At 67.5% G+C, this 21,467-nt stretch carries 22 protein-coding genes; 2 read left to right on the top strand and 20 right to left on the bottom strand.

Annotation, left to right across the window (positions count from 1 at the left end; translation table 11 throughout):
• Positions 1 to 19: 19 nt before the first annotated feature.
• The 9 genes from J9611_RS08325 to J9611_RS08285 all read right to left on the bottom strand — a co-directional run bounded on the left by J9611_RS08325 (position 20) and on the right by J9611_RS08285 (position 10,810).
• Positions 20 to 1,081, bottom strand: coding sequence for a LacI family DNA-binding transcriptional regulator (locus J9611_RS08325; protein ID WP_211879265.1), 1,062 nt, complete (start codon positions 1,079 to 1,081; stop codon positions 20 to 22).
• A 120-nt stretch (positions 1,082 to 1,201) separates the two neighbouring features.
• Entirely contained in the window at positions 1,202 to 2,368 is a 1,167-nt protein-coding gene (locus J9611_RS08320) for a Gfo/Idh/MocA family protein (RefSeq protein WP_211879263.1), read from the bottom strand.
• Positions 2,369 to 2,389: 21 nt separating this feature from the next.
• A complete protein-coding gene (locus J9611_RS08315; RefSeq protein WP_307857051.1) occupies positions 2,390 to 3,259 on the bottom strand; it encodes a sugar phosphate isomerase/epimerase family protein in 870 nt (289 codons plus the stop codon).
• Between the two features lie 92 nt (positions 3,260 to 3,351).
• Positions 3,352 to 4,260, bottom strand: a complete 909-nt coding sequence (locus tag J9611_RS08310) for an ATP-binding cassette domain-containing protein (RefSeq protein WP_211879261.1) — start codon at positions 4,258 to 4,260, stop codon at positions 3,352 to 3,354.
• Entirely contained in the window at positions 4,257 to 6,125 is a 1,869-nt protein-coding gene (locus tag J9611_RS08305) for a dipeptide/oligopeptide/nickel ABC transporter permease/ATP-binding protein (RefSeq protein ID WP_211879259.1), read from the bottom strand. Before J9611_RS08305 ends, J9611_RS08310 begins: the two co-directional genes overlap by 4 nt.
• Positions 6,122 to 7,063, bottom strand: coding sequence for an ABC transporter permease (locus J9611_RS08300; RefSeq protein WP_211879257.1), 942 nt, complete (start codon positions 7,061 to 7,063; stop codon positions 6,122 to 6,124). Before J9611_RS08300 ends, J9611_RS08305 begins: the two co-directional genes overlap by 4 nt.
• A 97-nt stretch (positions 7,064 to 7,160) precedes the next feature.
• Positions 7,161 to 8,690: an ABC transporter substrate-binding protein gene (locus J9611_RS08295; RefSeq protein ID WP_211879255.1), complete on the bottom strand. Its 1,530-nt coding sequence runs from the start codon at positions 8,688 to 8,690 to the stop codon at positions 7,161 to 7,163.
• Positions 8,691 to 8,954: 264 nt separating this feature from the next.
• Positions 8,955 to 9,965, bottom strand: a complete 1,011-nt coding sequence (locus J9611_RS08290) for a Gfo/Idh/MocA family protein (protein WP_211879253.1) — start codon at positions 9,963 to 9,965, stop codon at positions 8,955 to 8,957.
• Positions 9,962 to 10,810: a sugar phosphate isomerase/epimerase family protein gene (locus J9611_RS08285; protein WP_211879251.1), complete on the bottom strand. Its 849-nt coding sequence runs from the start codon at positions 10,808 to 10,810 to the stop codon at positions 9,962 to 9,964. Before J9611_RS08285 ends, J9611_RS08290 begins: the two co-directional genes overlap by 4 nt.
• A 189-nt stretch (positions 10,811 to 10,999) precedes the next feature.
• On the opposite strand from J9611_RS08285, the gene J9611_RS08280 reads away from it, so the two are divergent.
• The gene (locus J9611_RS08280; protein WP_211879249.1) at positions 11,000 to 12,061 is read left to right on the top strand and encodes a LacI family DNA-binding transcriptional regulator; all 1,062 of its coding nucleotides are present in this window, start codon (positions 11,000 to 11,002) and stop codon (positions 12,059 to 12,061) included.
• Positions 12,062 to 12,150: 89 nt separating this feature from the next.
• On the opposite strand, the gene J9611_RS08275 is transcribed toward J9611_RS08280, so the two are convergent.
• The 3 genes from J9611_RS08275 to J9611_RS08265 form a co-directional block, all read right to left on the bottom strand.
• Positions 12,151 to 12,894, bottom strand: a complete 744-nt coding sequence (locus J9611_RS08275) for an ABC transporter ATP-binding protein (RefSeq protein ID WP_211879247.1) — start codon at positions 12,892 to 12,894, stop codon at positions 12,151 to 12,153.
• Positions 12,887 to 13,888, bottom strand: coding sequence for a FecCD family ABC transporter permease (locus J9611_RS08270; RefSeq protein WP_307857049.1), 1,002 nt, complete (start codon positions 13,886 to 13,888; stop codon positions 12,887 to 12,889). The genes J9611_RS08275 and J9611_RS08270 overlap by 8 nt, the downstream gene beginning before the upstream one ends.
• 121 nt (positions 13,889 to 14,009) lie before the next feature.
• A complete protein-coding gene (locus tag J9611_RS08265; RefSeq protein ID WP_211879243.1) occupies positions 14,010 to 15,173 on the bottom strand; it encodes an ABC transporter substrate-binding protein in 1,164 nt (387 codons plus the stop codon).
• Between the two features lie 201 nt (positions 15,174 to 15,374).
• On the opposite strand from J9611_RS08265, the gene J9611_RS08260 reads away from it, so the two are divergent.
• Entirely contained in the window at positions 15,375 to 16,148 is a 774-nt protein-coding gene (locus tag J9611_RS08260) for a DUF6390 family protein (RefSeq protein WP_211879294.1), read from the top strand.
• 88 nt (positions 16,149 to 16,236) lie between these two features.
• Here the strand turns inward: J9611_RS08260 and J9611_RS08255 are convergent, their stop codons facing one another.
• From J9611_RS08255 to J9611_RS08225, 8 genes are all read right to left on the bottom strand, one after another.
• Positions 16,237 to 16,593 carry a hypothetical protein gene (locus tag J9611_RS08255; RefSeq protein WP_211879241.1) on the bottom strand — a complete coding sequence of 119 codons (357 nt, stop codon included), beginning with the start codon at positions 16,591 to 16,593 and terminating at the stop codon, positions 16,237 to 16,239.
• A gap of 50 nt (positions 16,594 to 16,643) precedes the next feature.
• Complete coding sequence (locus J9611_RS08250) at positions 16,644 to 16,898, bottom strand: HypC/HybG/HupF family hydrogenase formation chaperone (RefSeq protein WP_211879239.1); 255 nt, start codon at positions 16,896 to 16,898, stop codon at positions 16,644 to 16,646.
• Between the two features lie 12 nt (positions 16,899 to 16,910).
• Positions 16,911 to 17,474: a hydrogenase maturation protease gene (locus tag J9611_RS08245; RefSeq protein WP_211879292.1), complete on the bottom strand. Its 564-nt coding sequence runs from the start codon at positions 17,472 to 17,474 to the stop codon at positions 16,911 to 16,913.
• A complete protein-coding gene (locus J9611_RS22725; protein WP_372447774.1) occupies positions 17,474 to 17,578 on the bottom strand; it encodes a DUF6893 family small protein in 105 nt (34 codons plus the stop codon). Before J9611_RS22725 ends, J9611_RS08245 begins: the two co-directional genes overlap by 1 nt.
• 82 nt (positions 17,579 to 17,660) lie before the next feature.
• Complete coding sequence (locus J9611_RS08240; protein WP_246527537.1) at positions 17,661 to 19,142, bottom strand: hypothetical protein; 1,482 nt, start codon at positions 19,140 to 19,142, stop codon at positions 17,661 to 17,663.
• 2 nt (positions 19,143 to 19,144) lie between these two features.
• Complete coding sequence (locus J9611_RS08235) at positions 19,145 to 19,801, bottom strand: DUF6084 family protein (RefSeq protein WP_211879236.1); 657 nt, start codon at positions 19,799 to 19,801, stop codon at positions 19,145 to 19,147.
• Positions 19,801 to 20,505 (bottom strand): DUF5947 family protein, encoded by a 705-nt coding sequence (locus J9611_RS08230; protein ID WP_211879234.1) that lies wholly within the window; start codon positions 20,503 to 20,505, stop codon positions 19,801 to 19,803. Before J9611_RS08230 ends, J9611_RS08235 begins: the two co-directional genes overlap by 1 nt.
• 1 nt (position 20,506) lies before the next feature.
• Complete coding sequence (locus J9611_RS08225) at positions 20,507 to 21,463, bottom strand: NifU family protein (RefSeq protein ID WP_211879231.1); 957 nt, start codon at positions 21,461 to 21,463, stop codon at positions 20,507 to 20,509.
• Between the last annotated feature and the right edge of the window lie 4 nt (positions 21,464 to 21,467).

Below are 21,467 nucleotides of genomic sequence, written 5' to 3'. Positions count from 1 at the left end.
TGCGGTCTCTGCCCGGCAGCTAGCCGGAGGGAAGAAGCCGGCCGCTGGAGCCCCGCAGCACGAGCTCCGTTTCCACCCGCAGGATGGCCGCCGGATGCTCGATGCCCTGCAGCGCGTCCAGGAGCAGGCTTGCCGCTTCCGTGCCGCACTCCGCCATCGGAGAGCGCACGGTGGTGAGCGGCGGGGTGGTGAAGTCCGCCCCGAAAATATCGTCGAAGCCGACAATGCTGATCCGGTCCGGCACCACGACGGCGGCGGCCTGGAGTTCCTGCATGAGGCCGATGGCCAGGAGGTCGTTGTAGGTCAGGACAGCCGTGGCTCCGCTGGCCAGGACGCCGCGGGCCACCTCCCGGCCGCCGGAGACCGTTGGCCGGGAGGACTCAAGCCGCACGGCTTCCAGCCGGGACCACTCGCACGCGGTTTGCACGCCTTCCCAGCGGCGGCGTGACATCCACGACTCCGGCGGGCCGGCCACGTAGGCGATCCTGCGGTGGCCGTTGGCGGCGAGGCTGCGGATGGCTTCGGCGATTCCCGTGTTGGCGTCCGGCACCACGCACGGCACGCCGTCCACCTCGCGGTTGATGACCACCACGGGCTTGCCCCTGGCGAGGGCACGGATGTTGTCGTCATCCATGCGCGGGCTGGCCAGGATGAGCCCGTCCACGGTCGTCATCATGCGCCGGGCCGCGGTCAGCTCGGTCGCGGGCGATTCGGAGGATTCGGCGAGCATCAGCGTGTAGTCGCGCGCCGTGACCGTTGCTTCGGCACCCCGGATGACGCCGAAGAAGGTCGGGTTGGTGATGTCCGCGACGATCAGGCCAAGCGTGCTGGTCCGCCCGGTGGGCAGGGCGCGGGCAAAGGGGTTGACGTGGTAGTTGAGCTCGGCGGCGGCATGCTCGATCAGCTTCTGTGTCTTGGCGCTGACCCGGCCCGGTTTGCTGAGCGCCCTGGAGACCGTGGACGGATTGACTCCGGCAACCCTGGCGACGTCGTAAATGGTGGCGCTGGACTTGCCGCCCAGGCCCTTCCTGCTGACCGGGCCCGTTGATGCGGCAGCTTCCGGATTCTTGGGTTCAGTCACCGCCCCATCCTATCGATGAAACCCACCCGACTGGCTCGCAGTTGTTGCCGTTTTGAGCGCTCAAAACGGCAATAACTGCGAGTCAGTCGGGCCGGGATGCGGCCGCGGGGCGGCCCGAGGTCAGACGCGCTCGGGGAATTTGCCTTCTTCGCTGATGCGCTTGTTCAGCTCCGCGAGGAACTCGTCCTCGTCGAAGTCCAGTCCAACTTCCTTGCCGGTCCAAGCGGAGAGGTGGATGGCGTTGGCCAGGCGGACACCGTTAATGCCGTCCGAGCCCGGAGCGAGCAGCGGGGTGCCGTCCAGGATGTTGGCCGCGAAGTTCTCCAGGACGCCGGAGTGCTGCGCACCCCAGGCGGACTCGAACTCGATGACCTCGGTGGTGTAGTAGTCCTCCGGATTCAGTTGGCCAGTGAAGAGCTTCATGACGTCGCCCATGTCCATGCCTTCGCTGAGCTCGCGCTCGGGCTTCTTCAGGCGGGTCACGGTGGCGGTCTTGCTGTTCTCGACCACGATCTTGCCCTGGTCGCCCAGAATCTCGAAGCGGTCGGTTCCGGTCAGATCGTGGGTGGCGGTGACGAAGACGCCGGTGACGCCGTCACCATAATCCACTACCGCAGTCACTTCATCTTCGACGGCGATGTCGCGGCGGAAGCCGAAGGCAACCTTGGAGTAGACAGACTTCGGGACGCCACAGATCCACTGCCACAGGTCCAGCTGGTGCGGTGCCTGGTTGACCAGGACGCCGCCGCCTTCGCCGCCCCACGTCGCGCGCCATTCGCTGGAGTTGTAGTAGCCCTGCGGACGCCACCAGTTGGTGATGATCCAGTTGCTGCGGCGGATCCTGCCGATCTCGCCGTTGTCGACAATCTCCTTGAGCCGCTGGTACAGCGGGTTGTTGCGCTGGTTGAACATGATGGCGAAGGACAGCTCCGGCTTGCTGGCAGCGAACTCGTTAAGTTCCTTGACCTGCTTGGTGTAGACGCCGGCGGGCTTCTCCACGAGGGCGTGGATGTTCCGCTTGAGCGTTTCGATGCCCATTTCGGGGTGCAGGAAGTGCGGCACGCAGGTCACGACGGCGTCCACGTCGCCGCTTTCCAGCATGGCGATGTAGTCGTCGTAGAACGGAACTCCTGGGTACTCTGCGGCGAAGCGGTCCTTCTTGCCGGCGTCGTGATCGCACAGCGCGCCGATCTCCATGTTGGGGACCAGTCCGTCCGTGATGAACTTGGCGTACATGCCGCCTTGCTGGCCCAGGCCGATGATGCCGAGGCGTACTTTATTGCTCATGTGGTGTTTCTCCGTATCGTCTTAGAACAGCTGGGAGTGGCCCATGGCCACGAGGTTGTCGTGGGAGGTCTGCAGCGCCTCCCAGACGGTGCGTCCGTAGAGTTCGTCCTGCTCCACGAGCAGGTATTCGGCCCCGGCGGCCCGGGCGGCGTCGATGATCGAGGGGAAGTCGAGGTTGCCCTCACCGACCTCGGCGAACTGGACCACGTTCTTGAACTCGGCCATGAAGCCCATGATGTCGCCGGTGTCCAGCAGCCCGAAGGCGGCTTCCGGGAGTTCGCCGATCCGGTAGTCCTTCAGGTGGACCATGGCGGTGCGGCCTGCGTACTTTTCCAGCGTCCGAACCGGGTCCAGGCCGCCGCGCTGTACCCAGTGCACATCGATTTCCATGCCCATGGCCGGGGAGTTCTCCGCGATGATGTCGAGCATGTACTTGCCATCGAACTTCGCGAACTCGATGTGGTGGTTGTGGTAGTACAGGCCGATCCCGTGTTCGGCCAGGCGTTCGGCGTACCCGTTGGCCTCCTTGGCGAAGTCGATCACGGCACCAAGGGACTTCATCGCAGGGAACGGCAGCATCCCGATCCGCAGGAGCTTGGAGTCCAGCCGCTTGGCGTCGTCGACGATCTTGTCGAAGTGGTCCTTGAGGGAGTCGCCGGGGCGCCCCTTGGGCATCTCCATTGCCACGGACAGCGCGGCGATGTCCATCCCGAGCTCTGTGCGGGAACTGTCCAGTTCCGCGACGTTCTCCGGGGTCATGGGGATCTGCGAGATCTCGACGGCGTTGTAGCCGATCGCGCTCACCTTGCGGAGCGTCTCGAACGCCCCGATTTCGCTGAAGCTGTCCTTCAGCATCATTGCCTGTACGCCTATTGTGGCTGTTGTTTCCACGGTCTTCCTCCGTTGTGGGCCGGGTCCGCAATCGTAGCCGGCTGCTTGGTTCTTGTTGGTGGTTGGTTCCTTTTCCCGCCCGGGCCGCGCCCTCAGGCGAGGGCGACGGCCTGTTCGTCCTGCATCCGCTGGATCTCGAGCAGCCGGTGACGGTCCGCGCGCCGCTGCTCCTGGCGGTCCGGGTCCGGCACAGGTGAGGCCAGCAGGAGGCGCTGGGTGTAGGGGTGTTCGGGGTCCCGGGTGACGACGTCGGCCGGGCCCTGTTCGACGATCCCGCCGTGGTACATCACGGCCACCCGGTGGCTGATGTGGCGGACCACGTCGAGGTCGTGGGAGACAAACAGGTAGGAAACCCCGGTGTCCTGCTGGATCTGCAGGAACAGGTCGAGCACGCGTGCCTGGGTGGTCAGGTCCAGGGCGCTCACCGGTTCGTCGCAGACGATCAGCTTCGGGGACAGCGCCAGGGCGCGGGCAATGGCCACGCGCTGGCGCTGGCCGCCGCTGAATTCGCGCGGCAGCCGGTGGATGGCGTCGGCCGGCAGGCCCACCTGGTCCAGCAGTTCCCGGACGCGCTTCCTGGCCTCCGCCGGCGGCTTCCCCTGCACGCCCAGCGGCTCGGCGAGGATGTCCCCGATTTCCAGGGCCGGGTTCAGCGAGGTGTAGGGGTCCTGGAACACCACCTGCAGGTCACGGCTCAGGACGCGGCGCTGTTTACGGCTCGCATGGCTGATGTCCCGGCCTTCGAAGGTGATTTTTCCGCCCGTGACGGGCGCGAGACCCAGCACGGCCCGGCCCAGCGTGGTCTTTCCGGAGCCGGACTCCCCCACCAGGCCCAGGGTTTCGCCCTGGCCGATGGAGATGTTGATGTCCGTCAGGGCGCGGAACGGCCTGGCGCGGAAGCCTTTGCTGGGGTATTCCACCACCAGATTGTCCACCCGGAGGAGACTTTCACGTTCGCCGGCGGGACCTGTTGCAGGGTCGGTGGCTACGGTTGCACTCATGATGCCGCCCCCTTGGCGGTCGATGAAACAAGCATGGACATGGGTTCCTTGCCTTCCAGCATGGACCCGAGCAGTACCTGGGTGTAGGTTTCCTGCGGGTTGCGGAGGATGTTGCGGACAGTGCCCTCTTCCACCAGGCGTCCGTTCTGCATCACCACCACGCGGTCGCAGAGGTCGGCGACCACGCCGAAGTTGTGCGTCACCAGGATCACGCCGATGTTCAGGCGGGAACGGAGTTCGCGGATCAGGTCCAGCACGTCGGCCTGCACCGACACGTCCAGGGCCGTGGTGGGTTCGTCCGCGATCACCAGGTCGGGTTCGCAGCTGATGGCGCCGGCGATCAGCACGCGCTGGGCCATGCCGCCGGAGACTTCGTGCGGGTAGGCATCGAAGGTCCGCTTCGGGTTGACGATTCCGACGTCGGACAGCAGTTTCATGGCACGGGACGTGGCCTCGGCCTTGGGGATGCCCAGCACACGCACCATGGGCGTGACCAGCTGGTATCCGATGGTGAAGGCCGGGTCCAGGTTGCTCATGGGCTCCTGCGGGATGTAGGAGATCCGCTTGCCGCGAAGCTTGGAGAGCCTGCCCTGGTTCACGACGTCCTCGCCCGGAGCCGCCGTGTAGTTGCCCTCGAACTGGATCGAGCCGGCAACAATCCGTGCGGTGTCCGGCAGGAGACCCAGGATGGAGAAGGCGGTCTGGGATTTCCCGGAGCCGGATTCGCCCACGATGCCCAGGATCTCGCCGCGGTCCACGTGGAAGGAGACGTCATCCACGACCTTCTTGATGGAGCCGTCGGCCTGCGGGTACCCGACGCCGAGGTGGGTGACCTTCACCAGGTGGTGTTCGGTCCCGGCGTCGACGGCGGGAGCCACGGCGTACCGTGACTGGCGCGCGGGGGCCGGGGCCGCCGTCGTGCGTTTGTCTGTGCCCTTAACAGGCTTCTTGCGGTGCTTGATCTTTTCGCCGTCTTCCAGGGCATCGCGGATGGCGTTGCCCAGGAGCACCAGGGCGCCGATGGTCAGGGCCATGGCCAGTGCGGGCCAGAACAGGAGCGTCGGCGTGAGGTAGACGTTCTTGAAGCCTTCGCTGAGCATCACGCCCCAGGTTGCCTTGGCCGGATCCCCCAGCCCCAGGAACTCAAGGCCGGACTGGATGGCGATGGCCACCCCGGCGATCGCGGCGGTCTGTATGATGATGGGCGCGCGGACCACGGAAAAGATGTGCCGGGTGATGATGCTCAGATCGGACAGGCCCGAGACCCGGGCGGCATCCACGTAGAGCTCGTTCCGGACCGACTGCACTGCGGAACGCGTCAGGCGGAAGTAGGAGGGGCTGATCAGGATGCCGAACGCGATCATGGCGATCCACACCGACGGTCCGAAGGCCGCACGGATGGTCAGCAGCACGATCAGGCCGGGGAGGCTCATCAGGATGCTGACGATCCAGTTGGAGACTGCTTCGAACTTGCCGGCGTAGTAGCCGGCCAGCAGACCGGCCGGGAGGCCGATCGCGATGGCGACGGCGGCGCAAAGCAGCGCGGAGAGGAGCGTCAACTGCGCCCCGAACAGCAGCCTGCTCCAGACGTCGCGTCCTGAGCTGTCCGTTCCCAGGATGTTGACGGAGTCCGGGGCGGCGAGGGTCTTGGAAATGTTGGCGAAGTTCTCGTCGAACGGGGCCAGGACATGGGCGAACACGGCCAGGAGGGCCATCCCCAGCAGGATCACCATGGCGATGATGCCGAGCGGGTTCCTGAAGAGCCGCTTGAGCACCGTTGAACGGACCACGGTTCCGGTCTGGCCGGCGGGAGCCCCCTGCCCCGGTAAAGGCGTCAGGGCTGAGGTTTCGACGGACTCGGTCACGAGGCACGCACCTTCGGGTTGAGCCAGCCGTTGAGCAGGTCAACGATGAGGTTGACCGTGATGACAACGGCGACGGTGTACATGACAACGCCCATGACGACGGGCAGATCAGTCTGGCTGGTGGCAGCCACGGCAAGCGGGCCCATGCCGGGAAGGGCAAAGATCTGCTCGATGATGACCACGCCGCCGAGCATGCCGATGAGCTGCAGGCTGAGGACGGTGAGCCCCGCCGGCGCAGCACTTCGCAAGACATGCCTGGACAGGATCTCGCCCTCACCGATGCCGCGGCTGCGCAGGGTTCGGACGTAGTCGCGTTCGAGTTGCTTGATGACGGCACTGCGGATCTGCTGCGCGCCGCCGGTGACTCCGTTGATCAGCAGGGCGATCACCGGAAGCGTCAGGGACAGCACCCAGGCGGACGCAGGTGCGCCCGGGGAAATGGTGCTGGTGGCGGGGAACAGGCCCAGCTGGATGGCCAGCACGGTCACCAGGATGATGCCGATGACGAACCCGGGAATGGAGTCGCCGATGATGGCGCCAATCTGGACAACACGGTCGACCCAGCCGCGCTTCACTGCCGCGGCAACACCGATGAGGGTCGCAATGATGGCGATGAGGATCATGGCCGCGAACACCATGGTCATGGTGACGGGGATGCGGGTGGCGAGCGCGTTGGCCACCGGTTCGGAGGTGAACCAGGATGTGCCCAGATCCCCCCTCAGGGCGCCCGTGAGCCAGCTGAAGTAGCGGACGGGCATGGGCTGGTCGAGTCCCAGTTCGGCTTCCTTCACGGCCAGCTGCTCCGGTGTTGCCTGGTCTCCCAGGATGTTCCGGGCGATGCTGCCGCTGGATATGTAGAGCAGGAAAAAGGTGAGGACCGAGACGGCGAACAGGACCACGAGTCCGCTGCCGAGGCGTTTGAGGATGAATCTGATCATTGCTGGCTCCATTGAAATGGCATGGTGGGCTGCCTTGTTCCGGCAGCCCGTCCTGTGCTGGACGGGCTGCCGGAACGGGAAGCTACTGCGCTGGCTGCTATTTCGCCGGCGAGTAGTTGTAGATCGACGGGACAGCCTGCTGGATCTGCGGCGTGACGTTGATCTTGGAGTTGTGGTAGTACATCTGGTTCACGCGGAACATTGGGGCGAACCAGGCCTGGTCAACCACGTACTTGTTGACTTCCTGCGCCAGCTTGGGAGCATCCTTGCCGCCGCCCTGCACGGCATCGATCTTGGCCTGCAGCTCGGGACTGGTGGTCTTGAAGGGGTTGTACAGGGCCTTCGTGGAGATGATCTGGTTGATGGCAACCCACGGCTCACCCTGGAAGAGCGAGAAGTACATGCTGGTGAACTTCTGCCCGGCGACGTCCGTGGTGTAGGTGTTGGTGATCGCGGCGCCAATGTTCACGGTGATGCCGACGTCAGAGAGCTGCTGCTTGATTACTGCCAGCTGGGTTTCAAACCCGGGAACGGACGGGAGCTCGAGGACGACGCCGGTTTCGAAGCCTGCTTCCTTCAGCAGTGCTTTGGCCTTGGCTGGGTCGTAGGGGTACTTGTTCTCAAGGTCTTCAACCCAGGCTCCGCTGGCCTTCCCGAAGGGCTGGGACGTGGGTGTGCCCTGGCCCAGCAGGACCTGGTCGAGGATCGTCTTGCGGTCAAACGCGTAGTTGATGGCCTGGCGGACGCGGACGTCCTTCAATGCGGGGTTCTTGGCGCCATCGCGGTCGAACAGGGTCAGGCCCTGCCAGTCCACCTCGTTCGCGGCGAGGATCATCTTGGCGCCCTCGGCCTGCTTTCCGGTCTTGGGGTCCAGCAGTGTGGCGTCAACCTGTCCCGAAACCAGTGCGTTGGTGCGGGCGGTCAAGTCAAGCAGGATCTTGAAGGTGATCTTCTCGAACTTCTGGTTGTCCTTGTTCCAGTAGTCCTTGCGGGCTGTGAACACGGACTGTGAGTCCTTGACCGTGGCTGCCTTGTCCATCACGTACGGGCCGCTGCCCACAGGCTCGGTCTTGATGCCCTCGGTGCCCAGCGCCTTGGGACTGCCCATCAGGCCGGCGGCCTGGCTGAGGTAGAACTCCAGCGAGGGATCCGGCGTCGTCAGGTCCAGCTCAATGGTGTCGGCATCCACAACCTTGATGTCCGAGACTGCGGTGAGCTGGGCCATCTGCGGGCCGTTGGCCGTCTTGAAGTGGTCCAGGTTCGCCTTGGCCGCTGCGGCGTCGAACTTGGCGCCATCACTGAAGGTCACGTCCGTGCGGAGATCAACCGTCAGCACCGTGTTTGCCGCGTTGTACTTCCACGCGGTGGCCAGCATGGGGCTGAGCTTGCCGTCCGGTTCCCGCAGGAGCAGGGAATCGTAGGCCGCCTGGTACGGCTGCAGGAAGTGGCCCACATGCGCCTGGGCCGGGTCCCAGGAGCGGATTTCCTGGACGGCACCCAGGGTCAGCGTCGTGGCCGCCGGGGCGCCGGCGCCGGCGGGCGCGGCAGAGCCGCCGCCGCAGGCTGTCAGCGCGAGGGATGCGCTGAGGATGAGGGCAGCTGACGCTGCCTTGGGACCTAACTTCATTGTTGGCTCCTATGAGTCTGATGGAACTGGTGACTTCAGCAGTGAGCGGGTGTGGCCTGGGCCACATCCGATCCGTGTGATTGACAGTACGCATTGTTGCCCGATTTGGCAACCGATTGTCACATTCATTTCGAAAGTTTCGCGGACGCGGGAATAAAGCCCGACAACACGCCGGAAAGGAGGTGATTCCATCCCCTTGACGGTCGCAACCGTTTGCACACGGGCGTGTGCCAGCCCTCGCCGGGCCAAGGGACGAAGACGGTCTCAGCGCACGGCGTCGAGCGACTCCGGGTAGCTTTGCCGGTAAATCTCCTTGACGATCCGCAGCGACTTCGCGGCCTCGGAGGGGTTGATCCAGAACGGGCCGTCCTCGCCCAGCCGGGCATAGAAGTCGGCGATCAGCAGCTCATGGGACACGCCCCAGTACGCCCTGCCACCGGACTCCATCACGCGTTCGGGCACCACCTCGACGCGTCCGTCCCCATGCGTCACCGTGAGGTCGCCGCGCAGGCTCAGGGTGGCCTGCTCCGTGACGATGTCCAGGGTCACGGGGGCATTCACCGCGTTGGCGAGCGTGGCGTAGAAGGCGCTGCGCGCCCCGTTGGCGTGCTCCGCCACGAATTCGGCGGTGTCTTCAACGTCGATGGTCCCGCCCAGGAAGCGGGTGGACGCATTGCCGTTCAGCGACACGACGTCACCCACCAGCCACTGCAGCAGGTCCACGGTGTGGATGGCCTGGTTCATCATCAGCCCCCCGCCGCCGCCGGCCCAGCTGCCGCGCCACGGCCGGCTCCGGTAGTAGCCGGCACTCCGCTGCCACATCACGGTGGCCGAGGCGCCGAGGACGGCGCCGAGCTCACCGGAGTTCAGGAGTGCGTGCATGGCCTGCGCGGTGGCGTTGTACCTGTTCTGGAAGCACACGGCGATCTTGGCGCTGCTGCGTGCGGCGGCCTCAATGAGCCGGCGCCCCTCCTCCAGGGTGTGCGCCAGCGGCTTTTCCACGATGACATTGACGCCGCGCTCCAGGCAGTCCGCCGCGAGGGCGGCGTGCTGGTCATGCGGGGTGCTGATGTGGACCACGTCCGGCTTCTGCTCCGCAAGGAGGCTGAGGTGATCCGCAAAGCCGGGCACACCGTAGGCGGCCACCGCCGCAGCCAGCCGTCCCGGATCCGTATCGCAGACCGCGACCAGTTCGACGTCGTCGAGCTTTGCGATGGCTCCGAAGTGGACGGTCGAGACGTCGCCGCATCCGATCACTGCCGCCTTGACGGTCATGACAGCGTCACCCCGTGCTTGGCGGCGAGCCCGGCGAAGGCCCGGGCAGCGGTGCCGAAGGCCACCGGCCCGGAGAAGCCGCCCAGTTCATGGGCGCTGGCCAGGTGCGGTTCGAGCGAGGCGAACCCGGCGAATCCGTCGGCTTTCAGCGCGGCGATGGTGGCGTCCAGTTCGCCGTCGCCCTCGCCGGCAGGCACCACCTCGCCGGTCGCCAGGATGGCATCCTTGACCTGGAAGTACTCAAGGTACGGGCGCAGCATCGCGTACCCGTCCGTGTAGGGCTTGACCCCGACCTGGACGAAGTTGGCGTTGTCCCAGGCGATCCGCAGGGCCGGCGAATCGACGGATTCCATGATGTCCAGGACCCGTTCGGGCGTATCGCCGTAGATGCCCTTCTCGTTTTCATGCAGGAGTACGACGCCGGCCTCCGCAGCTTCCGCCGCCAGCGCGGCCATGCGCGTGAGGACATCCTCCCGGATGTCTTCCTGGCTCTGGCCCTCGGCGCGGTAGAACGAGAAGATCCGGATATAGGTGGTGTCCAGGGCCTTGGCGACGGCGATGATCTGGCGGAGCCGCTGAACCTCGTGCTCCACCGGCAGGCTGACGTCCACCTTCCCGATCGGGCTCGCAACGGCAGAAACCTTGAGCCCCTTGTCGTCCAGGATCGCCTTCAGCGTGGCGACTTGCTCAGGCTCCAGCTCGGAGACGTTGGTGCCCCAGGCGCTGCGGACTTCGATATGGCTGGCGCCCAGGGCCAGCAGCACGGCCGCCTGCACGGCCGGGTCCGGATCCACCTCGTCGCCAAATCCGGAGAGCGGCCACACGGCTGTTGATGTTTCGGTCACGGGAAGCTCCTTTGGGTTGCGCCAACGCTTGGCCGGCAACCGGGAACTCCGGCTCCGGCCCGCGGTGACTCAATTCACAAATCAGGTATCGGCGCCAGTCTAGCCCGGCAGACACACTCTGACAACCGGTTGCCAAACCGTGCTGGGATATGGCAACCTTGACCCCATGACGCTGTGGCAAGAGTCACAATGGCGATTTCCGCTGCCGGGTCATCACGTTCAGAGAGGAACGCTGTGGCTGCACCAGCCGGGGTCAACCGCCCCGCCACCATCCACGACATCGCCGCCATGTGCGGAGTGGCGGCGTCGACGGTTTCCCGCGCGCTCTCCACGCCGGACCGGGTTAACTTCCGCACCCGTGCGCGGATCGAAGCCGCGGCAGCGGAGCTGAACTACACCCCCAACAGCCAGGCCAAGGCGTTGAGCTCGGGCCGGACCGGGGCCGTGGGAGTGCTGGTTCCGGACATCACGAACCCGTTCTATTTCGACCTCATCAGGGGAACCCAGCTCCAACTCAAGGCGGCCGGCTACACCCAGTTGCTGGTGGACACCGAGGAGTCGGACGAGGTGGAGGCCAGCACCATGGAGCAGCTGCGCAAGGGTGCCGACGGCATCATTGTCACCGCCCCGCGGCTGGGCGATGACGTCCTGCTGGCCGCCGCGGCGAAGATGCCGATGGTCACCATCAACCGGGATGTACCCGGCGTGCCCGCGGTCATCATCGATACCCCCACGGCGACCGGCCAGGCCCTGGATCACCTGGTCTCGCTGGGTCACACGCGCGTCGCCTTCATGGCAGGTCCGTTGACTTCCCAGTCCAGCTCGCGGCGGTGGGCTGCCCTTTCGTCGGCGGCGGAGGAGCGCGGCGTGGAGGTCCTGCGGCTCGGGCCGTTCGCACCGAAAACACAGTCGGGCGCGGCCGCGGCCGATTCCGCCGTGCACAGCGGCGTGACCGCCTGCATAGCCTTCAACGACCTGATAGCCATCGGAATGCTCCAGCGGCTCCGTGAACGCGGCATCCGGGTTCCGGAGGACATGAGCATCGTGGGCTGCGACGACATCTTCGGTGCGGACTTCTGCAACCCCCCGTTGACCACCATGACGTCCCCGATCGAACAGGCCGGGCGGGTGGCCGTGTCGATGCTGCTCGGCCGGCTCAATCCCCTGGCCGGTGGCTCCAACCGCAGCCGTTCCGTCATGCCGACCCATCTGACCGTGCGTGGATCGACGGGGCCCGCCAGGGTCGTCTGATGCCGGTTCGTCGGCGTCTTTGGCAGCCGGCGTCTTTGGCAGCCACTGTCTTTGACTGCCGCTGGTCCGGGAAGCGGTCTGCGGCCTGGTCAGGGTGTGCCGTAGTGCACCACGATGGTCCGGCCGGGCTGGCCGTCGTGGGAATAGGCGACTGTGCTCACCGGCACTCCGTAGAGTGCGGAGAGCGCCGTGTCCGTGAGCAGCTCGGCAGCCGGCCCGGTGCGCGCACCGGTGCGGCCCAGCAGGACAACCCGGTCCGCCAGGTACAGGGCATGGTCGGGATGGTGCGTGCTGAGCAGCAGGGCCATTCCGTCGGTCATCAGTTCGCGCAGGAGCGTCAGCACCCGGACCTGGTTCTTCAGGTCCAGTCCGGTGGCGGGCTCGTCCAGCACCAGCACCGGGCAGCCAGCCGCGATGGCCCGCGCGATCAGGACCAGTTGCTGTTCCCCGCCGCTCAGGGTGGGGAAAAGCCTGTCCTGCAGTGCGGCCACGCCTACCCGTTCCATCGCGTCCAGCGCGGCGGCCCGGTCCGCGGACCCGGGGCTCCGAAAAACGCCCACCTGCCTGGCGCGGCCCATCAGGACCATGTCCAGCGCCCGGTACGCGAAGGCGCTGCCATGGGCCTGCGGGACGTACCCGGCACCCGTCTGCCGGCGGACGGTTCCCTCCGCCGGCGCCAGGAGCCCGGCGGCGCAGCGCACCAGGGTGGTCTTGCCGCTGCCGTTGGGGCCCAGTACGGCGGTGGCCGTGCCGGGGCGCACCCGGAAGCTGACGCCCCGGAAAACCCAGTCCGCCCGCGAGTAGGTGTAGCCCACGGTGTCCAGCTCAAGCACTTTCCCAGATCCTGTCCCGGTTCCGGCGCAGCAGCAGGAAGAAGACGGGCGCGCCGATCAGGGCTGTGAGCACGCCCAGCGGGATCTCTCCGGCGGTCGCCGTGCGGGCGACGGTGTCGACGAGCACAATGTAGGCGCCGCCCAGCAGGAAGGACACCGGCAACAGCACACGATGGTCCGGTCCCACCCACATCCGTGCCAGATGGGGAATCACCAGGCCCACCCAGCTGACTACCCCGCTGACAGCGACCGCCCCGGCCACGATGAGCGACACCGCCACCAGGACAACCCAGCGCAGGGGGCGCGGCTGCACGCCCAGGGCTGCGGCGTCCTCGTCGCCCAGGGACAGGACGTTGATCCGCCAGCGCAGGGCCAGCAGCACGACGGCGCCGCCCAGGACGGGGATCAGCGCCACCAGCACTTTGGTGAAGGTTGCCGTGGAGACGCTGCCAAGCAGCCAGAATACGATCGCCGGCAGCGTGGTGTTGGGATCCGCAATATAGGTCACCAGGGCGACCAGGGCCGAGAAAAAGGACCCCGTCACCACACCGCCGAGCACGATCATCAGCATCGGCGTTCCGCCGCGGCCCGAGGTGATGAGGACCAGGGTGGCGAGGGCAACCAGGCCGAACACGAAGGAGCCGGTGACCAGCAGGACAGAGCCCAGGCCGAGCAGCAGGGCCAGGGCGCCGCCGAACGACGCGCCGGCGGATACGCCGATAATTTCCGGGCTGACCAGCGGATTGCGGAAGATGGCCTGCAGCGCGGCCCCGCCGATGGCCAGGCCGCCGCCCACGAGCAACGCGAGCAGGATCCGCGGCATCCGCACCAGCAGGACCACATTCTGTTCCGTTCCGCTCGCCTCGACGGGGAACGGGACAAGCTGGGCGGCGAGGATCTGCACGACATGCCAGAGGGGCACGTTGTAACGTCCGACGGTCAGCGCCAGAAGCACGACGGCGCTGAGGACGGCGGCGGTCACGGCGATGGGCACGAAGACTGCCGGCTCCCTGCGCCGGTCACGCGGTCCGTGACCTCTTTGCCGGCCGGATTGCCGGGCTGTTTGTCGTCGCTCCGCCGGGGTACGGTTGCTGCTCAGCCGCGGGACCCGGGCGTCATGCAGCATTGAACTGCTGATAGTCGGCGGACTTGCTGTTGGCCGCCGTCCACAGGATCTTATCCAGCTCTTCACCGGTGGGCTCGTGGTTGTAGAGGAAGCGGAAGTAGTCGGTGACCTTGGCGCGAAGTCCGGATTCCGGCCGGGGAAAAGCGATATCGGTGAGCCAGTGCCACATGAGCGGTGATTCCTGGCCCGGCGGGTCCCAGCGGTAGCCGCCGAGGGGAACCTTGTAGACGCGCCGGGAGCGTACCGCCGAGATGCCCTGCCAGACGGGGTCCGCATAGATGTCCTGGGGCATCGCCGCGTCGAAGTTGCCCAGCAGGATGACTTCCGGGTCCCAGCTCAGGACCTGCTCGATGTCCAGGCCCACCATGCCGGTGCCGGGCAACGGGTGCGCTCCCGTGGCGGGGTTGGTGCCTCCGACGAGCTTGATGTAGAAGTCGTTGTAGGTGTTGGCCGCGGCGGCCTTGAGTCCGCCGGTGTAGCGGTTGAAGTAGAGAATGCTGGGGCCGGCGGAGGTCCGTCCTGCTGCGAGTGCCTTGATTTCGGCCAGTTCCCGATCACTGCGTGCCTTCATTTCGGTGGCCCGCTCAGGCTTGCCGAGCATGGCGGCGAACATTGCCACCCAGGCGTCCACATCCTCCTGTTTGCCGGTGTTCGCCAGTCCGATGACCTTCAGCCCGGCTTTTTCGAGGGGCTCGATCAGTTGGGCATCGGACCACTGGATCACGACGTCGGGGTTGAGGGCGCGGACGCTCTCGACGTTCGCGATGAAGTCCTGGCTGGCAATGTCATGCGGCAGGTCCAGGGCGGCGGGGAACATGGACCCCATGATGCCGTCGCGCATCGCCACCCACGATGCGTTGTGCATGGCGCCGAGATGGTCCGCGCTGCGGTCGACGGCGACCAGCAGTGATGCCGCCGGCATCGGTATGGTCACCACCTTGGTGACCGGCTTGTCGAACGTGACCGTCTTCCCGCGCTGGTCGGTGATGCTGATGCTGCCGCCGGCCGCGGCGCCGGACGGGGCACCGGACGGGGAGGCCCCCGGCGCAGGGCCGGCGCCGCACCCGGCCAGGACGGCCGCGGAGCCGCCCGCCACGAACACCTGCAGTACCGTGCGGCGGTTCAGTCCGGCGTTCGGATCGGCGTCCGGCATAAGTTTGACCCCCTGTGCGTAGGTTCTTCAAAGCATCCGCTCGAAGGGCATGGCTGTCAACGGCGCGAGCCGCCGGCTCCCGGTCCGTGCTGCCTCCTGTTCCACCCGGCTCCCGCCCTGTTCCCGCCCTGCGGTCGGCTACTTGTCGCGGACCGGGCCCGGTGCTAGGTTCAGAAGACGTTTGCAGAAGGTGGCCAGGTGATGGTTGTCGACGGTGCCCAGTTGTTTGTCCGCTATGCCTACCCTCCGAATTCGAGGGGCAGCTGCGGGCCGCCGGACAGCGATGCGCTGTTGCACTATGGCCAGTCCGGCGTCACGGACCAGGGTCTCCGCGACCTGGCCAAAGGCTTCGCCGGCGCCTGGCCCTACCTGGAGCTGATTGCCGCCGCCACGGGCATCCCCGATCCGCTTGATGCCCGTGTCGTCGAAGCGTACTGGGTCGGAAACAGCCTGCTGGACGCCGTGGGCATCACCAACATCGGCAACTCGATGGAGGACCGCTTCCGGGCCCGCACCGGACGGCAGTTCCCGCATCTGGTGGAAGGCGTCCTGGCCGGCGGGGTGCCGCACCACAGTTTCCACGTGTTCGAGATCTATCCCTGGCTGGGGCTGCTCCACGACGACCGCCGCCACGCCACGGCGCTGGCTGTGCTCGACCGGTGCCGGATCCGTTGGGGCGAGGTGCTGGCGGTCTCCGGCGATGACGCCGTGGTTCGTTCCCGGCCGCTGGTTTGGGATGGGACGGCGCTCGCCGTGGGAGACCCCGTCGTGGAGTCGGCGAAGTACGCCGTGAACGGAACAGGGTTCGTGGCGGGCCTCGCGGCGGGAGACGTCGTTTCGCTCCACTGGGACTGGATCTGTGACCGCCTGTCCGCCCAGCAGCTGCACCGCCTGAAGCACTTCACCGCGCGGCACCTGAGGATCGCCAACAGCGGCGTCGAACACCGCGGCGCAGCCATCGCGCTCGAACATTAGGAGCGCGCTGAATACGCGGCGGGATTAAAGCGCGGCCGCCGGAATCCCGAACACCGGGCCCCGGAGGCCGGAACCCGCGCTGATGTCGCTAGGGCGACTGGGGCGCGGCGCTGTCGGGATCCTCCGGAGGATTCACGCCCGTCGCATCGCGCGGGGACGATTCGCCGGTGGGGCGGTCCGCCGGCGTCGGGTGCGTTCCGGTGTCCTCCCTGCCGTGCTCCTTGCCTTCCCCTTTGACCACATCCTCACCCCGCCTCGTGGTGCTCTCCCCGACTCCCTCTGGCGGCATCGCCGCGTCCTCAGGGGTCTCATCGGACCCGGGCTGGGCGGGCTCCTTCACCGGCGGTTCGCTCCCCCAGGCGCGCGCCGTGCCCGGGGCAGTCCCGTTGTCCGGCTGGGTCGGATTGGACGGATTGGACGGATTGGACGGATTCGTGGGTGACATCGTGCTCTCCTCGCTGTGCTTGTATGCCTTGCCCGTGACGGGGGGTGCCCTTATGCCGGGCCGCCCTGCTCCCTGGGACGGCCCATAAGTTCCAGACCGCTCATCGCCTGCTCGGCGCCGGCAGCGTCCACCCGTTCCAGGGCGAAGCCCATATGGATCAGGACCCAGCTGCCGGGCGGCAGCGGCCCTTCGTCCAGGAGCCCGATATTGATTTTCCGCCGCACCCCTGCCACGTCCACGAGGGCGAGCTGGCCGCCGTAGCCCTCCACCAGTCCGATGACCTGGCCCGGTATTCCAAGGCACATGTGCGCACTTCCTTACGGATTGGCCGAAGCGTGGAGGGCAAGAAGTTCAGCGACGGCGGCCAGCGCCTCCGGCACCGCCGCTGCTACCGGCGCGGACAGGCCGATGCCTTCCGCGAGATCGGCGGGCACGCAGCCCACCACGTACGTGAGTGGCAGCTCACCCCCCAAGGAACGCAGACGGCCCAGCACTGCCACCGGATCCATGCCGTGCGGGTCGAAGGACGCGCTGGAATCCAGGTCCCCGCTCCGTACCTGCAGCACCCTGATGCTTCCCGGGGCCGTGTCCTCGTCTGCGTCCGGCGGCATGGCATCCACCAGCACCAGGACGTCCACGCCTGCGAGCAGATCGTAGGCCAGGTGCATGCCGCGGATGCCGTAGTCAACAACTTTAACGCTCTGACCCACCGCAACCGCTGCCGGGTCTGCGGCCGAGTCCGAGTCCGAGGCCAGCCGGCGGGCTACCTCCGGGCCGAATCCGTCATCACGCAGGAACATGTTTCCGACGCCGGCAACGAGGACGCTGGCCCCACGCTTCGGGGATTCAACGCCGGTCCGGCCGCGCGGGAGCACGTGCATCACATCCGGCGCGCTTTGAGGTATCGCCGGATGTCCGGCACGGAACGAATCCCGACGTATACGGCGCCAAGGGCCACCGCCACCACAAGACAGACCGTGGCCATTCCAACAGCTCTCATTGTGCGTCTTCCTTTCCATCCTGAATCCTGGGTGCCGTCATGCCTGGTCCTGCGGTCCCTGGTCCCGTCATGCCTGGCCCCGCGGGCGGGGGCCCGGTTCCAGCGGCTCCAGTTCGTCCGGCGCGTAGTAGAAGGACCTGCCGTAGCCTTCGTGGAGGTCCGCGGCCGGATCCTGTTCCAGGACCAGGCCCACGTGGGTGCTGCCGTCGACGTCGAAATGGACGCTGGTGACCCGGCCCGTCTGGCCGGCAAAAAAGAGGTCCTGGGCATCGGCGCGCCGGCGCGGATGGACCCTGACCCGGCTGCCGCGGGCCACCGGAATCCCGTCGATCAGGACGGCGTCCATCTCGGGCCGGACGCTGGCTTCCGCCTCCGGCCGCCACCAGCTCAGGTCCCCGTCGCCGCCGCCGGGTGAGGCGCTGCCGGCCGGCGGCCCGATACGTGGCGGCCCGATAGTTGGCGGCCCGGCCGGCAGGGTGGGGTCTGCCGGCAGGGTGGGGTTGGCCAGGGCATGCGGATTCCGCAGGACGCCGTGCAACTGCTGCAGTTCCTCCGCCGTCATGGCCTCGCAGCGGTCGATGACCGCGGCCGCCCGCGGATCGGTGGCGCGGGCCTCGGCTTTTTCCTCGTCGGTCAGCGTCAGCACGCGCAGCGTGAGGATCTCGTCGATTTCGGTGGAGTCGTACAGCGCCACCGAGCTTTCCGGGGCCACCGCCGGGTGATCGTAGAGAATGATGGGCGAGACCAGCAGCACGTCGGTCTGTCCCTCCGGGCCGGCCAGCACCGGCCAGCAGCGGTGCTGGGAGCAGTGCCGGGCCGTGTCCGCGGCCCATTCGGGCGGTTCGAGAAGCGAGACAAAATCCCCGTCCTGCACGCTCAGCAGCAGATGCGAGCCGATGAAGGACCGGGCGATCGCTTCCTCCTTGCTCCAGGCGTGCGGAGCCAGGGCGTGCGGAGCCACGGAATCCGGAGGTGGCGGTGCGGTATTCGACACGGTCACGCGCAGCCGCAGCAGCCGGCCGGTGACGGCGGCGGCCTCCAGCCTGACTTCCGCGCTGAGGGCGTGGCGCCGTCGCACCAGCCGGCCGGCCGTGCGCCCGCCGGCGTCGGTAAGTTCCTCGAGGTCCATGCCAGCGGGTATCTCCACCGGCAGCGTCTCCTCCGTGCCGGTCAGCCGCCCCAGCGGAAAGGGCCCCAACGTGATTTCGTGCTCCACGGCCTCATCCCAGCTCAACCAGCGCGAGGCGCCGGCGGCGAGCTCGCCCACGGGAGTGAACCCGCCGGCGTCGTCCGCTTTTTCGGCGGTGCGCGTCTGAAGCTGCAGAAAGCGCAGGTGGACCTCCAGCCCGGACGCCGGGCCCGGGCTCAGCAGGCAGTCGGCGAACATGGCCGGCTCCTCCCCGGTGCCGGCGGCCGCCGCGCCCGGCGGCCCCAGGATGCCGAACTGCCAGCGGGCCTGGTTCTTCTGCGAGGACGCCCGGTAGGGGTACAGGAGGTAGCCCTCGTAGAGGACGGCGTCCGCGACGGCGCGTGCAAGGCTGAGGCTCATGTTCATCGGAGCGGGTCTCCCGCCACATCCGCGGCGGCGCCGGCCAGCAGACCCTCCACCGCAGCTTCCCAGGACGTGAGTCCGCGCGCGGACTTGTACTGTGCCAGGGCTGCCAGGACGTTCCGGTCCAGGCGGATCCACCCCGCGTTGGGGAAATACTGGTCCATCAGCAGGCGCCAGGCCTCCACGGGAAGCCGGTACGAGGCCTCGAGATCCCAGGGCACCGGTTCCACCCCGAATCCCGTCTGGCCTCTCGTGAAGACGGTCCCCGAGAACAGCAGCTCCAGCGGGATCTCGCCGTCGTGCAGGGCATGCAGGTACTTCGAGGCGGCAACGTCGAAATCGAAGGTGCACGGCAGCGGAAGCTCGATTTCCGTCTCCCCGGTGAAGCCTTGCACCACGGTGCTGCACTGCATCCAGAGGAAGGACTTCAGGGTAGTGGGCCAGCGGCCGCGGTCACCGAAGAGGTCCAGCAGCCCGGGTTCCTCCCCGGCGGTGTAGCCGCGGCGCTGGGGCAGGATGCGGACCTGGCAGCGCAGCGCGATGGCATGGACCACTGCTCCGGTCGCCTCGGTCAGCCTCAGGCGGGCGGTCAGTTGCGGGGCCGCGGCGTACGGTTCGGGTTGGATGTCCAGGACGGCGAAGGCCAGTTCGGTCATTAGGAGCCTCCGGGGACGGCGTCGCGGTTTTCCTCGTGCACCGGCTTGCTGCGGCTGCTGACCCGGGCGAAAAACGCGGCGAGCTGCTCGCGGGCCTCCTGCCCGCCGTCGAACCCGCGCCACCGGCGCCGGAGCTGCCCGACCAGTTCATAGCAGGCGTCCACGGGGACGAGGTGGCAGTCGGCCTGGGGGCGGCCCGGCCCGGGACCGCGGATCAGCAGCGCCTCGGTGTCCGGGGCCGCGCGGCCCAGAGCCGGATTCCTGGCCAGCACGGCGGCCCAGGCGTCCAGCGGAAGCTCGGATTCGGTGGCGCCGGCAGGACCGGGATAGAAGGCGACGGTGCGGTCAAGTTTGGAGCTGCGGAAGAAGAAGGCGAGGCCCACCGGAATTTCCAGCTCGTCCCACTGGCCCGGACCCAGCTCGAAATCCGGAAAGGAGAAGTACCGGTCCGGCACGGAACGGTACCGGAGATGGGCGGTGCTGTCGGTGAAGAGGAGGTAGCACGGCCGGCACGTGCACATCATGGCGTGGCTGTCCAGATCCACGACGTGCTGATGCGTCTCCGGGATGGGTTCCCCGCACATCTCGCAGCGTTCGCCGGCGGCGGGGGCGGGCGGGGCGACGGCGATCCGGCGCAGCAGCGCCACCGGCAGGCCGCCGGAGCCCGGCGTACGGCCGGAGGCGGCGGACTCCGCGGGGTTCATCTCAGCCGCCCTGTCCGGAAGGGACCGGCACGGCAACGGACATCACGCCGTGCCGGACCAGCAGGGGCAACGGGTCCAGGTGCAGGCCCTTGTCCTCCAGGCACGCGCCGGCCTGCCGCACATCGAAGTGGGCCCGGCAGCCCGGGCAGCGCAGCAGGCCGCCGCCGGACGGTGCCGCGAGCGCGCGCTGCAGCGTGGCTCCCGCCATGGAACCGGCGCAGCGGGGGCAATAGTCGCGGTAGGCGTACACGTCCTGCCCGGTCCGGCAGGCGAGCACCGGGTACCCGTCGACGAGGAACCCCGCCACGTCGCCGGGTTCCAGCCGGGCGATCTCCGGGACGGGTTCCCAGGACCCGCCGGCATGGAGCTGCCAGCTTTCTTCGGCCGTCCCGCCGTCCTGGGCCGCCAGCTGGTTGACCCGGACGAGCAGGGCGTCGACGGGGATCAGTGCCGGCGTGGCGGCATGTTTTTCCTCCTCGACGACTTCGATGGCCGTCACCTCCGGCGCTGCGGATTCAATGGCCTCCTCGACGGCGAACTTGAGCGTGACGGCCGACGACGGGCAGCCCTGGCAGGTCCCGAGCAGCCGCAGCCGCACCACGCCCTCGGTGCTGATGTCCATCAGCTCGACGTTGCCGCCGTGGGAGCCCAGGTAGGGCCTGACGCTGTCCAGCGCGGCTGCCACGCGGGTTTCCAGGTCCTGGGGGTGCAGCCCGTGGATGATGAGCAGGCTGGACACCAGGTCGTCGGAGGTCAGCGCCGCCAGCGTGGCGCCGTCGAGTTTGCCTTGTTGGTCGAGGATTTCCAGGATCCGCTCCAGGCCCGAGCCGTAAAGGTCCGTGACCTGCCGCACCAGGTCCTCGGCCCGCCCGCGCGCCACCGCCCCGCCGGCGCCGAGGGCGTCGAGGAGGGTGCCGATCCGTTCGCCGGCCTGCAGCGCCCGGTCCTGGCCGTGCATGGCC

Source organism: Pseudarthrobacter albicanus (assembly GCF_018224015.1).
Lineage (GTDB): Bacteria > Actinomycetota > Actinomycetes > Actinomycetales > Micrococcaceae > Arthrobacter > Arthrobacter albicanus.
Note: the sequence above shows the minus strand (reverse complement) of the source record. Positions and strands in the feature narration are given on the sequence as shown.

Bases quoted from the DNA above. Each gene is read 5' to 3' on its own strand.
- J9611_RS08320 (WP_211879263.1), bottom strand. From the start codon at position 2,368: ATGAGCAATAAAGTACGCCTCGGCATCATCGGCCTGGGCCAGCAAGGC.
- J9611_RS08310 (WP_211879261.1), bottom strand. From the start codon at position 4,260: ATGAGTGCAACCGTAGCCACCGACCCTGCAACAGGTCCCGCCGGCGAA.
- J9611_RS08300 (WP_211879257.1), bottom strand. From the start codon at position 7,063: ATGATCAGATTCATCCTCAAACGCCTCGGCAGCGGACTCGTGGTCCTG.
- J9611_RS08295 (WP_211879255.1), bottom strand. From the start codon at position 8,690: ATGAAGTTAGGTCCCAAGGCAGCGTCAGCTGCCCTCATCCTCAGCGCA.
- J9611_RS08290 (WP_211879253.1), bottom strand. From the start codon at position 9,965: ATGACCGTCAAGGCGGCAGTGATCGGATGCGGCGACGTCTCGACCGTC.
- J9611_RS08280 (WP_211879249.1), top strand. From the start codon at position 11,000: ATGGCGATTTCCGCTGCCGGGTCATCACGTTCAGAGAGGAACGCTGTG.
- J9611_RS08265 (WP_211879243.1), bottom strand. From the start codon at position 15,173: ATGCCGGACGCCGATCCGAACGCCGGACTGAACCGCCGCACGGTACTG.
- J9611_RS08260 (WP_211879294.1), top strand. From the start codon at position 15,375: ATGGTTGTCGACGGTGCCCAGTTGTTTGTCCGCTATGCCTACCCTCCG.
- J9611_RS08255 (WP_211879241.1), bottom strand. From the start codon at position 16,593: ATGTCACCCACGAATCCGTCCAATCCGTCCAATCCGTCCAATCCGACC.
- J9611_RS08250 (WP_211879239.1), bottom strand. From the start codon at position 16,898: ATGTGCCTTGGAATACCGGGCCAGGTCATCGGACTGGTGGAGGGCTAC.
- J9611_RS08245 (WP_211879292.1), bottom strand. From the start codon at position 17,474: ATGCACGTGCTCCCGCGCGGCCGGACCGGCGTTGAATCCCCGAAGCGT.
- J9611_RS22725 (WP_372447774.1), bottom strand. From the start codon at position 17,578: ATGGCCACGGTCTGTCTTGTGGTGGCGGTGGCCCTTGGCGCCGTATAC.
- J9611_RS08240 (WP_246527537.1), bottom strand. From the start codon at position 19,142: ATGAGCCTCAGCCTTGCACGCGCCGTCGCGGACGCCGTCCTCTACGAG.
- J9611_RS08235 (WP_211879236.1), bottom strand. From the start codon at position 19,801: ATGACCGAACTGGCCTTCGCCGTCCTGGACATCCAACCCGAACCGTAC.
- J9611_RS08230 (WP_211879234.1), bottom strand. From the start codon at position 20,505: ATGAACCCCGCGGAGTCCGCCGCCTCCGGCCGTACGCCGGGCTCCGGC.
- J9611_RS08225 (WP_211879231.1), bottom strand. From the start codon at position 21,463: ATGCACGGCCAGGACCGGGCGCTGCAGGCCGGCGAACGGATCGGCACC.